The following is a 14,978-nucleotide window of genomic DNA, read 5'->3' as shown; positions in this document are numbered from 1 at the left end:
CCGTAACTATAACGGTCCTAAGGTAGCGAAATTCCTTGTCGGGTAAGTTCCGACCCGCACGAAAGGTGTAACGATTTGGGCACTGTCTCAACCAGAGACTCGGTGAAATTATAGTACCTGTGAAGATGCAGGTTACCCGCGACAGGACGGAAAGACCCCGTGGAGCTTTACTGTAGCCTGATATTGAATTTTGGTACAGTTTGTACAGGATAGGCGGGAGCCTTTGAAACCGGAGCGCTAGCTTCGGTGGAGGCGCTGGTGGGATACCGCCCTGACTGTATTGAAATTCTAACCTACGGGTCTTATCGACCCGGGAGACAGTGTCAGGTGGGCAGTTTGACTGGGGCGGTCGCCTCCTAAAGTGTAACGGAGGCGCCCAAAGGTTCCCTCAGAATGGTTGGAAATCATTCGTAGAGTGCAAAGGCATAAGGGAGCTTGACTGCGAGACCTACAAGTCGAGCAGGGACGAAAGTCGGGCTTAGTGATCCGGTGGTTCCGCATGGAAGGGCCATCGCTCAACGGATAAAAGCTACCCCGGGGATAACAGGCTTATCTCCCCCAAGAGTCCACATCGACGGGGAGGTTTGGCACCTCGATGTCGGCTCATCGCATCCTGGGGCTGTAGTCGGTCCCAAGGGTTGGGCTGTTCGCCCATTAAAGCGGTACGCGAGCTGGGTTCAGAACGTCGTGAGACAGTTCGGTCCCTATCCGTCGTGGGCGTAGGAAATTTGAGAGGAGCTGTCCTTAGTACGAGAGGACCGGGATGGACGCACCGCTGGTGTACCAGTTGTTCTGCCAAGGGCATAGCTGGGTAGCTATGTGCGGAAGGGATAAGTGCTGAAAGCATCTAAGCATGAAGCCCCCCTCAAGATGAGATTTCCCATAGCGTAAGCTAGTAAGATCCCTGAAAGATGATCAGGTTGATAGGTTCGAGGTGGAAGCATGGTGACATGTGGAGCTGACGAATACTAATAGATCGAGGACTTAACCATATAATATGTAGCAATGTTATCTAGTTTTGAAGGAATATGCCTTCATAGTTTGGTGATGATGGCAGAGAGGTCACACCCGTTCCCATACCGAACACGGAAGTTAAGCTCTCTAGCGCCGATGGTAGTTGGGACCTTGTCCCTGTGAGAGTAGGACGTCGCCAAGCAAAAACCTAAGTCGTTTCGACTTAGGTTTTTTTGTGTTTATTTATATATATATCAAATGTCATAATTCGTAAATTTAGTAATCTTAATGAGAGAAAAAAATGAAAATGAGGCTATTGATGGTAACTGTTATTTCTTACTACAAGTATATATTATTCAATCATTACAGTAATGAATGCGATACAAAGGAATAGAAACGATATGCTTTATTCCGCATTAACGGGCAGTAAGACCCCCACCTCAAATTTCAGCGGAAGCAAAGAAGCTAGGTGGGGGATCAACTGCCCGTAAAAGCCCGATTGTTGAAGGTTGATTAAAGTTTCACTTTATATAAAAGCATACAGAATTAATATACAAACCGTTTTGTGTATGGTAGATCTCTAGAAATATATATTCTAATTGCTTATCCTTCTTGTATATAGTTACAATTATTCTTTTGAATATAACTAAAACACGAACGTTATTGGTTAGTAATAAAAAAACATTCGATTATTTGTTGACATTGTTTATAAAATATTGTTAATATAGCCATAGAAAGAATAATATATAAGACCTCATATAATCGCGGGGATATGGCCTGCAAGTCTCTACCTAACGACCGTTATTCGTTAGACTATGAGGGAAAGTCACTCGGTATTTTTCTATTCACAAGGGATACGTATGCCTGAGTAGAGCGCTTTCTCTCATAGTAAAAGAGAAAATGTTCTATTTCAGGCTTTTTTTATTTGAATCGGGGGGATTCTAATATGAAATCACTAGTTGGAGTCATAATGGGAAGCACGTCAGACTGGGAAACAATGAAATATGCTTGTGACATTTTAGATGAATTAAATATACCGTATGAGAAAAAAGTTGTATCCGCTCATCGGACTCCGGATTATATGTTTGAATATGCAGAGACGGCTCGTGAACGTGGATTGAAGGTTATTATTGCTGGAGCTGGTGGAGCAGCGCATTTACCAGGAATGGTTGCAGCGAAGACGAATCTTCCTGTAATCGGAGTGCCAGTTCAATCAAAAGCGTTAAACGGCTTAGATTCATTATTATCCATCGTCCAAATGCCAGGAGGGGTTCCAGTTGCAACTGTTGCAATTGGTAAGGCTGGTTCAACAAATGCTGGTTTACTTGCTGCACAAATACTTGGATCATTCCATGATGACATATATGATGCATTAGAATTGAGAAGAGAAGCAATTGAAAAAGATGTGCGCGAAGGTAGTGAGCTAGTATGACGAGAATCATTTTACCTGGAAAAACAATCGGTATTATTGGAGGCGGCCAGCTAGGAAGAATGATGGCATTGGCAGCTAAGGAGATGGGATATAAAATTGCTGTTTTAGATCCTACAAAAAACTCACCATGTGCACAAGTTGCTGATATTGAAATTGTTGCATCATATGACGATTTAAAAGCAATTCAGCATTTAGCGGAGATCAGTGATGTTGTCACATATGAATTTGAGAATATTGATTATAGATGTTTACAATGGCTTGAAAAACATGCTTACTTACCGCAAGGCAGTCAGTTGTTAAGTAAAACACAAAATCGTTTTACAGAAAAGAATGCGATTGAGAAAGCAGGATTACCAGTAGCAACGTATAGATTAGTTCAAAATCAAGATCAGCTTACTGAAGCAATCGCTGAATTATCATATCCTTCCGTCTTAAAAACGACGACAGGCGGATATGATGGGAAAGGGCAAGTTGTTTTAAGAAGTGAGGATGACGTTGATACAGCGCGAGAGCTTGCGAATGCAGCAGAGTGTATTTTAGAGAAATGGGTGCCTTTTGAAAAAGAAGTATCAGTTATTGTCATTCGTAGTGTAAGTGGTGAAACGAAAGTATTTCCGGTAGCGGAAAATATTCATGTAAATAACATTTTGCATGAATCCATCGTTCCGGCTCGCATTACAGAAGAACTTTCTCAAAAAGCTATTGCTTATGCAAAAGTGCTTGCGGATGAACTAGAACTTGTGGGAACACTAGCGGTAGAGATGTTTGCTACAGCTGATGGTGAGATTTACATTAATGAATTGGCGCCAAGACCTCACAATTCAGGACACTATACACAGGATGCATGTGAAACGAGTCAATTCGGCCAACATATTCGAGCAATCTGTAATTTACCTCTTGGAGAAACAAATTTGTTAAAACCAGTTGTCATGGTAAACATTTTAGGCGAACATATAGAAGGGGTCCTAAGACAAGTGAATAGATTAACCGGGTGCTATTTACACTTGTATGGAAAAGAAGAAGCAAAAGCACAGCGGAAAATGGGGCATGTTAATATTTTAAATGATAATATTGAAGTCGCTCTAGAAAAAGCGAAGAGTTTGCATATTTGGGACCATCAAGAACAACTGTTGGAGGGAAAAAGATGATTAGTCGTTATACACGCCCAGAAATGGGTGCAATTTGGACGGAAGAGAACAAATTTAAAGCGTGGTTAGAAGTTGAGATTTTAGCTTGTGAAGCATGGGCTGAGCTTGGCGATATTCCGAAAGAAGATGTTAAGAAAATTCGTGAGCATGCATCATTTGATATTGATCGTATTTATGAAATTGAAAAAGAGACACGTCATGACGTAGTTGCATTCACTCGTGCTGTATCAGAAACACCAGCATTAGGCGAGGAACGTAAATGGATTCATTACGGTTTAACATCTACAGACGTAGTAGATACAGCGTTATCTTACATCTTAAAACAAGCGAATGAAATCATATTAAAAGACTTAGAAAACTTCGTAAGTATTTTAGCTAATAAAGCAAAAGAGCATAAATACACAATCATGATGGGAAGAACACACGGTGTTCATGCAGAACCAACAACATTCGGTTTAAAACTTGGTCTTTGGTATGAAGAAATGAAACGTAACGTAGAGCGTTTCAAACAAGCTGCTAATACAGTTCGTGTTGGTAAATTATCTGGTGCGGTTGGTACATATGCAAATATCGATCCATTCGTAGAAAAGTATGTTTGTGAAAACTTAGGATTAGAAGCAGCACCAATTTCAACACAAACATTGCAACGTGATCGCCATGCTCATTACATGTCAACACTTGCATTAATCGCAACATCTATTGAAAAGATGGCAGTTGAGATTCGTGGTTTACAAAAGAGTGAAACACGTGAAGTTGAAGAAGCTTTCGCAAAAGGTCAAAAAGGTTCTTCTGCAATGCCGCATAAGCGTAATCCAATTGGATCTGAAAATATGACTGGTTTAGCTCGTGTTATCCGCGGTTATATGATGACAGCTTATGAGAATGTTCCATTATGGCATGAGCGTGATATTTCTCATTCTTCAGCAGAACGCGTAATTTTACCAGATGCTACAATCGCGTTAAATTACATGCTAAATCGCTTTGGTAATATCGTTAAAAACTTAACTGTATACCCAGAGAATATGAAACGCAATATGACAAGAACATACGGCTTAATTTATTCTCAGCGCGTAATGCTTACATTAATCGATAAAGGTATGGTGCGTGAAGAAGCTTACGATATCGTACAACCTAAAGCGATGGAAGCTTGGGAAACACAAGTACAATTTAAAGAGCTTGTAGAAGCTGATGAGCGTATTACGAGCAAGTTAACACAAGAAGAAATTAATGAATGCTTCAACTATGAGCATCATATGCAACACGTTGATACAATCTTTGAACGCCTAGGATTAAACGAAGCGTAAAATTTCATATGGCACAGAATAGAGTCATTCTGTGCCATTCTTTATAAAAACATTATTCACATTTTTCAAACTACAGGGGGCTTGCGAAATGCAAAAGCTAGAATTGCTGTATGAAGGTAAGGCAAAAAGAATTTATCGTACAGAATCAGCAGATATGGTTTGGGTAGAGTACAAAGATAGTGCGACTGCTTTCAATGGGGAGAAAAAAGAGACGATTACAGGAAAAGGTCGTTTGAACAATGAGATTACAACTTTATTGTTCAGAAAGTTACAAGAAGTAGGAATTAAAACACACTTTGTTGAGAAGCTATCTGAAACAGAACAACTTGTTAAAAAAGTGAGTATTATTCCTTTAGAAGTTGTCACAAGAAATGTAATTGCAGGAAGTCTTTCAAAACGATTAGGAATGGAAGAGGGAACTGTACTTGCAGAACCAATCGTAGAATTTTACTTCAAAGATGATGATTTAGGAGATCCGCTTGTAACGGAAGATCATATTCGTGTATTAAACGTTGCATCGCCAGAGCAAGTAAGCGTATTACGAGATATGGCTCTACAAATCAATCAAGTGTTGATTGATCATTTCGCAAGCTGTCGTGTAAGATTAGTAGATTTCAAATTAGAGTTTGGTGTAACGGATGAAGGAGAAATCATTTTAGCAGATGAAATTTCACCAGATACTTGCCGTTTATGGGATGAAACGAGCAATGAGAAGTTTGATAAAGACGTATTCCGTCGTGATCTTGGAAATTTAACAGATGCTTATGAAGAGATTTTAAAACGTTTAGGGGGAATTTCACATGTATAAAGTTAAGGTATATGTAACATTAAGAGAAAGTGTATTAGATCCACAAGGAACAGCAGTAAAAGGAGCACTTCATAGCCTTTCATTCACAGAAGTACAAGATGTTCGAATTGGAAAGTACATGGAACTAATAATTGATAAATCGGTAACTGACTTAGATAGTAAGGTAAAGGAAATGTGTGAAAAACTATTAGCAAACGTTGTAATGGAAGACTTCCGTTATGAAGTTGAGGAGGTTGTCGCACAGTGAAATTTGCCGTAATAGTATTTCCAGGTTCGAACTGTGATGTCGATATGTTCCATGCAATTAAAGATGAGCTTGGCGAAGAAGTAGATTACGTTTGGCACGATACAGAGAATTTAGATGAATATGATGCAATTCTACTACCAGGTGGTTTCTCTTACGGTGACTACTTACGCTGCGGTGCTATTTCTCGCTTTGCAAATGCAATGAAAGCAGTACAAAAAGCTGCTGAGCAAGGAAAGCCAATTTTAGGTGTATGTAATGGATTCCAGATTCTTGTTGAATCAGGATTATTACCAGGAGCATTAATGAGAAATGAAAACTTAAAATTTATGTGTCGAACAGTTCAGTTACGTGTTGAAAATAATGAAACGATGTTTACATCACAATATGAAAAAGATGAAGTAATCAATATTCCAATTGCACATGGTGAGGGGAATTACTATTGTGATGAAGAGACTCTTAAACAATTAGAAGAGAATAATCAAATCGCATTCCGTTACGTAGAAAACCCGAACGGAAGCGTTTCAGATATTGCTGGTATTGTAAACGAAAAAGGAAATGTACTTGGTATGATGCCACACCCAGAGCGTGCTGTAGATGAATTACTTGGCGGTGCTGAAGGGTTAAAAGTCTTTCAATCTATCTTAAAACAGTGGAGGGAAACATATGTCGTTAATGCTTGAACCAAATCCAACACAAATTAAAGAAGAGCGCATATATGCGGAAATGGGGCTAACAGACGAAGAGTTTGCCATGGTTGAAAAGATTTTAGGCCGTCTGCCAAATTATACAGAAACAGGATTATTCTCTGTTATGTGGTCTGAACATTGTAGTTATAAAAATTCAAAACCAGTACTTCGAAAATTCCCAACAACAGGTGAGCGCGTCTTGCAAGGGCCTGGGGAAGGTGCTGGCATTGTAGACATCGGTGATAATCAAGCGGTTGTATTTAAAATGGAAAGTCATAACCACCCTTCTGCTATTGAGCCATATCAAGGAGCAGCAACAGGTGTTGGCGGTATTATTCGTGACGTATTCTCTATGGGAGCACGTCCAGTAGCTCTATTAAACTCACTTCGATTTGGAGAATTACAATCACCACGTGTGAAATACTTATTCGAAGAAGTAGTAGCAGGAATTGCAGGATACGGTAACTGTATCGGTATTCCAACTGTTGGCGGCGAAGTACAGTTTGATCCATGTTATGAAGGAAATCCACTTGTAAATGCAATGTGCGTAGGCTTAATTAACCACGAGGACATTAAAAAAGGGCAAGCGCACGGTGCTGGAAATACAGTAATGTACGTAGGAGCATCAACTGGTCGTGATGGTATCCACGGTGCAACATTCGCATCTGAAGAGTTATCTGAAAGCTCAGAAGCGAAGCGTCCAGCAGTTCAAGTAGGAGATCCATTTATGGAGAAACTTCTTATCGAAGCTTGCTTAGAACTTATTCAATCTGATGCACTTGTTGGAATTCAAGATATGGGTGCGGCTGGTTTAACATCATCTTCTGCAGAAATGGCAAGTAAAGCAGGCATGGGTATTGAAATGTACTTAGATGATGTACCACAGCGTGAAACAGGAATGACACCATATGAAATGATGCTATCTGAATCACAAGAGCGTATGTTAATTGTTGTGAAAAAAGGTAGAGAACAAGAGATAGTAGATTTATTTGAGAAGTATGGTCTTGCAGCCGTTACGATGGGGAAAGTAACGGAAGACAAAATGCTTCGTTTATTCCATAAAGGTGAAATGGTAGCTGAAGTACCAGCAGATGCTCTTGCAGAAGAAGCACCAATTTACCATAAACCATCACAAGAAGCAGCATATTTTGCTGAGTTCCAAGAAATGAAAATGGAAACGCCGAAAGTAGAAAACTATAAAGAAACGTTATTCGCTTTATTACAACAACCGACGATTGCAAGTAAAGAGTGGGTTTATGATCAATATGATTATCAAGTTCGCACAAGCACAGTTGTTACACCAGGTTCAGATGCAGCAGTTGTACGTGTACGCGGTACAGAAAAAGGATTAGCAATGACGACAGATTGTAACTCTCGCTACATTTATTTAGATCCAGAAGTGGGCGGTAAAATTGCAGTAGCAGAGGCAGCACGTAATATCGTATGTTCTGGCGGGGAGCCACTTGCAATTACAGATTGCTTAAACTTCGGTAACCCAGAAAAACCAGAAATCTTCTGGCAAATTGAGAAATCAGTAGATGGTATGAGTGAAGCTTGTCGCACATTACAAACACCAGTTATTGGCGGAAATGTATCAATGTATAACGAACGTAGTGGTGAAGCGGTATACCCAACACCGACAGTTGGGATGGTTGGACTTGTACACGATTTAAAACATGTAACAACACAAGAGTTTAAGCAAGCTGGCGATTTAGTTTATGTTATCGGAGAGACGAAAGCTGAGTTTGGTGGAAGTGAATTACAGAAAATGCTTCACGGCAAAATTTTCGGTCAATCACCAAGTATCGATCTAGACGTAGAATTAAAACGTCAAAAACAAGTATTAGCAGCCATTCAAGCTGGCCTTGTTCAATCTGCACATGACGTTGCTGAAGGTGGTTTAGCAGTTGCAATTTCAGAAAGTGCAATTGGTGCTAACGGCTTAGGTGCTACTGTGAAATTAGACGGGGAAGCAACAGCGGCATTATTTGCGGAATCACAATCCCGCTTCGTAATAACTGTAAAACGTGAAAATAAAGAAGCGTTCGAAAAAGCGGTAGAAGCAATTCAAGTTGGAGAAGTAACAAATACAAATGAAGTAACAATTCATAATGAAGAAAATGAAGTATTACTTACAGCAAATGTAGATGAAATGAGAAAGGCTTGGAAAGGGGCAATCCCATGCTTGCTGAAATAAAGGGGTTAAACGAAGAATGTGGCGTTTTCGGAATTTGGGGGCATGAAAATGCGGCACAAGTTTCATACTACGGATTGCACAGTTTACAGCACCGTGGACAAGAAGGCGCAGGCATTGTCGTAAATAATGGAGAAAAAATCGTCGGTCACAAGGGGTTAGGCTTAATATCAGAAGTGTTTTCAAGAGGAGAGCTAGAAGGATTGAACGGAAAATCAGCAATCGGACACGTACGATACGCGACGGCTGGTGGAAGTGAAGTGGCTAACGTTCAACCATTACTATTCCGTTTTTCTGATCATAGTATGGCATTAGCTCATAACGGGAATTTAATTAATGCCAAAATGCTTCGTCGTGAATTAGAGGCAGAGGGAAGTATTTTTCAAACAAGTTCAGATACAGAAGTACTTTTACATCTTATTAAACGTAGTACGAAAGATTCGTTAATTGAAAGTGTAAAAGAAGCTTTAAATAAAGTGAAAGGTGCGTTTGCATATCTTTTACTAACTGGAAATGAAATGATTGTTGCGCTAGATCCAAATGGATTCCGTCCCCTTTCAATTGGAAAGATGGGAGATGCTTACGTTGTAGCATCAGAAACATGTGCTTTTGATGTAGTAGGTGCAACATACATTCGTGATGTAGAACCGGGTGAATTACTTATCATTAATGATGATGGAATTCACGTAGATCGTTTTACAAATGATGTAGAACATGCAATTTGCAGTATGGAATACATTTACTTCGCACGCCCAGATTCAAATATCGCTGGTGTTAATGTCCATGCAGCACGTAAAAACATGGGGAAACGTTTGGCGGCAGAAGCTCCTATTGAAGCTGATGTTGTTACTGGTGTACCAGACTCTAGCATTTCAGCAGCAATTGGTTATGCGGAGGCGACAGGCATTCCATATGAGTTAGGATTAATTAAAAATCGTTACGTTGGACGTACGTTTATTCAACCTTCTCAAGAACTGCGAGAGCAAGGGGTTAAGATGAAGCTTTCAGCAGTAAGAGGTGTGGTTGAGGGGAAACGAGTTGTTATGATTGATGATTCTATCGTACGAGGAACAACGAGTAAACGAATTGTTCGTATGCTTCGCGAGGCTGGAGCGACAGAAGTTCACGTAAGAATAGCTTCACCACCTTTGAAATATCCATGTTTCTATGGCATTGATATTCAAACGAGAAAAGAATTAATTGCAGCAAATCATACGGTAGAAGAAATTCGTGAAATGATCGGTGCAGACTCATTAACATTTTTAAGTGAAGATGGATTAGTAGATGCAATTGGACGTCCATATGAAGGGAAATACGGTGGCCTTTGTATGGCGTACTTCAATGGAGATTATCCAACAGCTCTTTATGATTATGAGCAAGAGCTTTTAGAAAGTATGAAATAAGAAGAAAAAAGCTTCTACTTCTTTTGATGTAGAAGCTAGCTTCTTTCTTAAAACGGCCCGCACAGGATAGGGAGAAATTAAAAGACGAGGTGTAAATAACGATGGCGAATGCATATAAGCAAGCAGGAGTAGATATTGAAGCTGGATATGAAGCGGTATCTCGCATGAAAAAACACGTACAAACAACAATGAGAAAAGAAGTACTAGGCGGTTTAGGCGGTTTTGGAGGTATGTTTGATCTATCAAAATTTGCATTAGAAGAACCTGTATTAGTATCTGGAACAGATGGCGTGGGAACGAAATTGATGCTCGCTTTTATGGCAGATAAACATGACACAATTGGTATTGATGCAGTAGCAATGTGTGTAAATGATATTGTTGTCCAAGGAGCAGAGCCGCTTTTCTTCCTTGATTATATTGCTTGTGGTAAAGCTGAACCTAGTAAAATTGAAAACATCGTCAAAGGTATATCAGAGGGCTGTCGCCAAGCAGGTTGTGCTTTAATTGGTGGAGAAACAGCTGAAATGCCAGGAATGTATTCTACAGAAGAATACGATTTAGCTGGTTTTACAGTTGGGATCGTTGATAAAAAGAAAATTGTAACAGGTGAAAAAATTGAAGCTGGTCACGTATTAATTGGCTTGGCATCTAGCGGTATTCATAGTAACGGTTATTCTTTAGTACGAAAAGTATTACTAGAAGATGGAGAGCTATCTTTAGATCGCATTTACGGACGCTTAGAGCTACCTCTTGGTGAAGAATTATTAAAACCAACGAAAATTTATGTCAAACCTACTTTAGAACTATTGAAGAAATATGAAGTATACGGTATGGCACATATTACAGGTGGCGGATTCATTGAAAATATTCCACGTATGTTACCAGAAGAAATCGGTGCAGAAATTGAATTAGGATCTTGGGAAATTCAGCCGATCTTTAGTTTACTTCAAGAAGTTGGCAAGCTGGAAGAGAAAGAAATGTTCAATATTTTTAACATGGGTATTGGTATGGTAGTAGCGGTGAAGGAAGAAGATGCAAAAGATGTTGTTCGTCTTCTTGAAGAGCAAGGAGAAACTGCTCGTATTATTGGACGCACTGTACAAGGAGCTGGCGTTACTTTTAATGGAGGCACAGCGCTATGAGTAGATTAGCAGTTTTTGCTTCTGGAAGCGGATCTAACTTTCAATCTCTCGTTAATGCAGTAGAAGAAAAAAGATTGGATGCAGAAATTAGTTTATTAGTATGTGATAAACCAGAAGCACGCGCTGTTGGGCGAGCACATTATCATCATATCCCGTGTTTCGCTTTTTCAGCGAAAGCATATGAGTCAAAAGAAGCGTTTGAAAAAGAGATATTAAAGAAGCTAGAAGAGTATGAAATTGATTATGTTATTTTAGCTGGATATATGCGTTTAATTGGACCAACTTTACTAGAAGCTTACGGCGGAAGGATTATTAATATTCATCCATCACTATTACCGAGTTTTCCAGGGAAAGATGCTGTTGGTCAAGCGTTAGAAGCAGGTGTGAAAGTAACTGGAGTAACGATTCATTATGTAGACGCAGGTATGGATACAGGGCCAATTATTGCACAAGAAGCAGTAGTTGTTTCTGAAGGGGATACGAGAGAAAGCTTACAAAAGAAAATTCAACAAGTTGAACATAAATTATACGTAAATACAGTGAATCAAATTGTTCAATCTACGAAAGAACCAACTGTTAATTAACATACAACCAGGGGTGAAGGGTAAATGAAAAAGCGTGCATTAGTAAGTGTTTCAGATAAAACAGGAGTAGTAGAATTTGTTAAAGGTTTACTAGAACAAGGGATCGAAGTTATATCAACAGGTGGTACGAAAAAATTACTAGAAGAAAACGGCTTACAAGTAATCGGTATTTCTGAAGTAACTGGTTTCCCAGAAATTATGGATGGTCGTGTGAAAACATTACATCCAAATATTCATGGTGGTCTATTAGCAGTTCGTGATAATGAAACGCATGTAGCACAAATGAATGAGTTAGGTATAGAGCCAATTGATTTTGTTGTCGTTAACTTATACCCATTCAAAGAAACAATCGCTAAGCCTGATGTAACATTTGCTGATGCAATTGAAAATATTGATATCGGTGGCCCGACAATGATTCGCTCTGCTGCGAAAAATCATAAATTCGTATCTGTAATTGTAGATCCAGTAGATTATGATGTTGTATTAGCTGAATTAAAAGAGAACGGTGAAGTAGCAGAGGAAACAAAACGTAAACTAGCAGCAAAAGTATTCCGTCATACAGCAGCATATGATGCACTAATTTCTAATTACTTAACAGAGCAAATGGGTGAAGAAAGTCCTGAAACATTAACTGTGACATTTGAGAAAAAGCAAGACTTACGTTATGGCGAGAACCCACATCAAAAAGCAACTTTCTATAAAGCGCCATTCGCAGCAACTTCTTCTGTTGCATACGCAGAACAATTACACGGTAAGGAATTATCGTATAACAATATTAATGATGCAGACGCAGCGCTTAGCATCGTGAAAGAATTTACAGAACCAGCAGTAGTAGCGGTAAAACATATGAATCCATGTGGTGTTGGAGTAGGTACGGATATTCATGAAGCATACACACGTGCTTATGAAGCGGATCCAGTATCCATTTTTGGAGGCATTATTGCAGCGAATCGTGAAATTGATAAAGCTACAGCTGAAAAGTTACATGAAATTTTCTTAGAAATTATTATTGCACCTTCTTTCTCAAAAGAAGCTTTGGAAGTATTGCAAAGTAAGAAAAACTTACGTTTACTAACTGTAAATATTGAAAAATCGACAAGCGCGAGCAAAAAACTAACTTCTGTACAAGGTGGCCTTCTCGTTCAAGAGGAAGATACGTTATCATTAGATGAAAGTACAATTTCAATTCCAACAAAACGTGAACCTTCAGAGCAAGAATGGAAAGATTTAAAATTAGCTTGGAAAGTTGTAAAACATGTGAAGTCAAATGCAATTGTTTTAGCGAAAGATGATATGACAATTGGTGTCGGTGCGGGACAGATGAACCGTGTAGGTTCTGCAAAAATCGCAATTACACAAGCTGGTGAAAAAGCACAAGGTAGCGCGCTTGCATCTGATGCTTTCTTCCCAATGCCAGATACATTAGAAGAAGCAGCAAAAGCAGGAATTACAGCAATCATTCAACCAGGCGGATCAATCCGTGATGAAGATTCTATTAAAGTGGCGGATACATATGGGATTGCTATGGTGTTCACTGGCGTACGTCATTTCAAACACTAATAGAGGAAGTTTAAAAAGTCCGGTTAAGATCACCTTCGCATGTCGTCGTTGCAATGCCAGTGCGGTACTCATGTAGGAAAACTACACTCCGTGTCCTCCTGGCAAATGCGCCTCGACCTGCTCGGTTCTCTTAATCCTCCTTTTTAAACTTTGATTGATATGAAAAAACAAACTAGGAGCATAGCTTCTAGTTTGTACTTATTTAAATATTGGGGGATGAAATATGAATGTTTTAGTAATTGGCCGCGGTGGGCGTGAGCATGCTTTAGCTTGGAAGTTTGCACAATCTGAAAAAGTAGAAAAGGTATATGTAGCACCAGGTAATGAAGGTATGCGTGATGTTGCAACACCAATTGATATTGATGAAAATGATTTTGATGCATTAGTTTTATTTGCGAAAGAGAATCATGTTGAGTTAACTTTCGTTGGACCAGAAATTCCACTTATGAATGGAATTGTTGATCGTTTTAAAGAAGAGGGACTTCGCGTATTTGGTCCGAATCAAGCGGCTGCTGTTATTGAAGGTAGTAAAGCTTTTACAAAAGAGCTTATGAAAAAATATAATATTCCAACTGCAGCGTACGAAACTTTTACAGACTATGAAGAAGCAGTAAAGTACATTGAAAAGGTTGGTGCACCAATTGTTATTAAGGCAGACGGTTTAGCGGCTGGTAAAGGTGTAACGGTAGCAATGACACTTGAAGAGGCATTACAAGCTGTGAAAGAAATGCTGCAAGATGTAAAGTTCGGGGAAGCGAGTAAGAAAGTTGTTATTGAAGAGTTTTTAGATGGACAAGAATTTTCATTAATGGCATTTGTGAATGGAACAACTGTACATCCGATGGTAATTGCACAAGATCATAAACGAGCTTTTGATGGTGATAAAGGTCCAAATACTGGCGGAATGGGTGCATATTCTCCAGTACCACAAATTTCGGAGTCAGCAGTTCAAGAGGCGATTGAAACGGTGTTACATCCAACTGCTAAAGCGATGATCCAAGAAAATCGATCGTTTACAGGAATTTTATATGCGGGACTTATTTTAACAAATGATGGTCCAAAGGTAATTGAATTTAATGCACGTTTTGGCGATCCTGAAACTGAAGTTGTATTACCCCGTTTAGAAAATGATTTAGTGGACGTATGTAACGCTGTATTAGATGAAAGTGAGTTAACGTTACAATGGTCAGAGGAAGCGGTAATTGGTGTTGTGCTTGCTTCGAAAGGATATCCGGAAGCATATAAAAAAGGTGAAATTATTAAAGGGTTAGATGCATTGCAAGATGTAATTGTTTTCCATGCGGGTACAGCAATGAAACATGGTGACTTTGTGACAAACGGTGGCCGTGTACTATTTGTTGCTTGTAAGGCGAATAGTTTACAAGAAGCAAAAGATAAAGTATATAAAGAAATCGGTAAAATTGAGAGTGATGGTCTATTTTACCGAAGTGATATAGGATATCGTGCAATTGGGCATGAGATGACGAGAAATTAATATGTAAAAAATCCCGCTGAT

Annotated in this window: 12 protein-coding genes, 2 rRNA genes and 1 riboswitch (1 of these 15 running past the window's edge); all 14 genes read left to right on the top strand. The window is 39.3% G+C overall.

Going from position 1 to position 14,978, the window contains the following annotated elements; genetic code table 11:
* Window positions 1-992, top strand: a 23S ribosomal RNA gene (locus QCI47_RS26465) (it extends 1,930 nt beyond the left edge of the window).
* A gap of 48 nt (window positions 993-1,040) precedes the next feature.
* Window positions 1,041-1,156 (top strand): 5S ribosomal RNA (gene rrf, locus QCI47_RS26460).
* A gap of 532 nt (window positions 1,157-1,688) precedes the next feature.
* Window positions 1,689-1,790, top strand: a riboswitch (purine riboswitch).
* Between the two features lie 110 nt (window positions 1,791-1,900).
* A complete protein-coding gene (purE, locus tag QCI47_RS26455) occupies window positions 1,901-2,386 on the top strand; it encodes a 5-(carboxyamino)imidazole ribonucleotide mutase (protein ID WP_000839371.1) in 486 nt (161 codons plus the stop codon).
* Window positions 2,383-3,534, top strand: coding sequence for a 5-(carboxyamino)imidazole ribonucleotide synthase (purK, locus tag QCI47_RS26450; protein WP_061130644.1), 1,152 nt, complete (start codon window positions 2,383-2,385; stop codon window positions 3,532-3,534). The genes purE and purK overlap by 4 nt, the downstream gene beginning before the upstream one ends.
* The gene (gene purB / locus QCI47_RS26445; protein WP_000625677.1) at window positions 3,531-4,838 is read left to right on the top strand and encodes an adenylosuccinate lyase; all 1,308 of its coding nucleotides are present in this window, start codon (window positions 3,531-3,533) and stop codon (window positions 4,836-4,838) included. Before purK ends, purB begins: the two co-directional genes overlap by 4 nt.
* 88 nt (window positions 4,839-4,926) lie before the next feature.
* On the top strand, window positions 4,927-5,646 hold the full coding sequence (gene purC / locus QCI47_RS26440; RefSeq protein ID WP_001170542.1) for a phosphoribosylaminoimidazolesuccinocarboxamide synthase: 720 nt from the start codon (window positions 4,927-4,929) through the stop codon (window positions 5,644-5,646).
* Window positions 5,639-5,893, top strand: a complete 255-nt coding sequence (gene purS / locus QCI47_RS26435) for a phosphoribosylformylglycinamidine synthase subunit PurS (protein WP_309422928.1) — start codon at window positions 5,639-5,641, stop codon at window positions 5,891-5,893. The genes purC and purS overlap by 8 nt, the downstream gene beginning before the upstream one ends.
* Window positions 5,890-6,573, top strand: coding sequence for a phosphoribosylformylglycinamidine synthase subunit PurQ (purQ, locus tag QCI47_RS26430; protein WP_000666779.1), 684 nt, complete (start codon window positions 5,890-5,892; stop codon window positions 6,571-6,573). Before purS ends, purQ begins: the two co-directional genes overlap by 4 nt.
* Window positions 6,557-8,776 (top strand): phosphoribosylformylglycinamidine synthase II, encoded by a 2,220-nt coding sequence (gene purL, locus QCI47_RS26425; protein WP_000055583.1) that lies wholly within the window; start codon window positions 6,557-6,559, stop codon window positions 8,774-8,776. Before purQ ends, purL begins: the two co-directional genes overlap by 17 nt.
* A complete protein-coding gene (purF, locus tag QCI47_RS26420; RefSeq protein WP_000879021.1) occupies window positions 8,761-10,176 on the top strand; it encodes an amidophosphoribosyltransferase in 1,416 nt (471 codons plus the stop codon). Before purL ends, purF begins: the two co-directional genes overlap by 16 nt.
* A 101-nt stretch (window positions 10,177-10,277) precedes the next feature.
* Window positions 10,278-11,318: a phosphoribosylformylglycinamidine cyclo-ligase gene (purM, locus tag QCI47_RS26415; protein ID WP_353811990.1), complete on the top strand. Its 1,041-nt coding sequence runs from the start codon at window positions 10,278-10,280 to the stop codon at window positions 11,316-11,318.
* Window positions 11,315-11,902 (top strand): phosphoribosylglycinamide formyltransferase, encoded by a 588-nt coding sequence (gene purN / locus QCI47_RS26410; RefSeq protein ID WP_000088580.1) that lies wholly within the window; start codon window positions 11,315-11,317, stop codon window positions 11,900-11,902. The genes purM and purN overlap by 4 nt, the downstream gene beginning before the upstream one ends.
* Before the next feature lie 24 nt (window positions 11,903-11,926).
* Window positions 11,927-13,462 (top strand): bifunctional phosphoribosylaminoimidazolecarboxamide formyltransferase/IMP cyclohydrolase, encoded by a 1,536-nt coding sequence (gene purH / locus QCI47_RS26405; protein WP_000745403.1) that lies wholly within the window; start codon window positions 11,927-11,929, stop codon window positions 13,460-13,462.
* A 223-nt stretch (window positions 13,463-13,685) separates the two neighbouring features.
* On the top strand, window positions 13,686-14,957 hold the full coding sequence (gene purD / locus QCI47_RS26400; protein ID WP_001101950.1) for a phosphoribosylamine--glycine ligase: 1,272 nt from the start codon (window positions 13,686-13,688) through the stop codon (window positions 14,955-14,957).
* The last annotated feature ends 21 nt before the right edge of the window (window positions 14,958-14,978 follow it).

Origin of the sequence: Bacillus cereus group sp. RP29 (assembly GCF_040459765.1) — a bacterium.
Classification (GTDB): domain Bacteria; phylum Bacillota; class Bacilli; order Bacillales; family Bacillaceae_G; genus Bacillus_A; species Bacillus_A paranthracis.
Note: the sequence above shows the minus strand (reverse complement) of the source record. Positions and strands in the feature narration are given on the sequence as shown.

Coding starts and splice junctions, on each gene's coding strand:
- purM (WP_353811990.1), top strand. CDS start 10,278: ATGGCGAATGCATATAAGCAAGCAGGAGTAGATATTGAAGCTGGATAT.
- purF (WP_000879021.1), top strand. CDS start 8,761: ATGCTTGCTGAAATAAAGGGGTTAAACGAAGAATGTGGCGTTTTCGGA.
- purK (WP_061130644.1), top strand. CDS start 2,383: ATGACGAGAATCATTTTACCTGGAAAAACAATCGGTATTATTGGAGGC.
- purE (WP_000839371.1), top strand. CDS start 1,901: ATGAAATCACTAGTTGGAGTCATAATGGGAAGCACGTCAGACTGGGAA.
- purH (WP_000745403.1), top strand. CDS start 11,927: ATGAAAAAGCGTGCATTAGTAAGTGTTTCAGATAAAACAGGAGTAGTA.
- purB (WP_000625677.1), top strand. CDS start 3,531: ATGATTAGTCGTTATACACGCCCAGAAATGGGTGCAATTTGGACGGAA.
- purD (WP_001101950.1), top strand. CDS start 13,686: ATGAATGTTTTAGTAATTGGCCGCGGTGGGCGTGAGCATGCTTTAGCT.
- purC (WP_001170542.1), top strand. CDS start 4,927: ATGCAAAAGCTAGAATTGCTGTATGAAGGTAAGGCAAAAAGAATTTAT.
- purL (WP_000055583.1), top strand. CDS start 6,557: ATGTCGTTAATGCTTGAACCAAATCCAACACAAATTAAAGAAGAGCGC.
- purS (WP_309422928.1), top strand. CDS start 5,639: ATGTATAAAGTTAAGGTATATGTAACATTAAGAGAAAGTGTATTAGAT.
- purN (WP_000088580.1), top strand. CDS start 11,315: ATGAGTAGATTAGCAGTTTTTGCTTCTGGAAGCGGATCTAACTTTCAA.